The organism is Collinsella sp. AF04-24, from assembly GCF_003465685.1.
Taxonomy (GTDB): domain Bacteria; phylum Actinomycetota; class Coriobacteriia; order Coriobacteriales; family Coriobacteriaceae; genus Collinsella; species Collinsella aerofaciens_AP.
On record NZ_QSBK01000052.1, the window covers coordinates 321 to 858 of the forward strand.

1 protein-coding gene is annotated in these 538 nt (G+C 76.2%); it reads right to left on the bottom strand.

The window, feature by feature from the left end; translation table 11 throughout:
* On the bottom strand, positions 1-466 hold a 466-nt coding region (locus DWV32_RS10330), incomplete at its 3' end, for an IS30 family transposase (RefSeq protein ID WP_187361866.1).
* Positions 467-538 lie beyond the last annotated feature (72 nt).

Sequence of the window (538 nt, forward strand, 5' to 3'; positions counted from 1 at the left end):
TCGCCCGGAAGGCGCGGGCGGGCGTCGCGAAGCCGAGCGCGCCGCGGGGCTCGGAGTTCACGTGCGACATCGCCAGCGCAAGGTCGGCCGGGGCCAGCCGGTCGAACCTGATGCCGCGGCCCTTGGGCAGCAGCTTCCTGATCTCGACGTGGTTGCGCTCGCAGGCGCCCTTCTGGTCGCTGCGCCGGGGGTCGCAGTAGAACAGCCTCGTCTCGCCCGGCCCCTCGCCGATCAGCGCGGCGATCGCGCCCTCGTCGGAGAACTCGGCGCCGTTGTCGGTGAGGACGGCGCGGAACACGCGGCGCGCCCCGCCGGCGCCCAGCACCGAGCGCACGCCCCCGAGCGCCGCCGCCACGCTCTCGGCGTCCTTCGCCGCGAGCGGCAGCGCGAGCTGCAGCCTGCTGGGGCGGTGCAGCAGCGTGAGCAGGCAGGCGCTGTCCTCCCGCGAGCCCTCGACGGTGTCCATCTCCCAGGCGGCGGCGCACGCGTCCTCGCCGAGGGCGAGGAACGCGGCGTGCGACCTGCGGGGCGAGTGCGG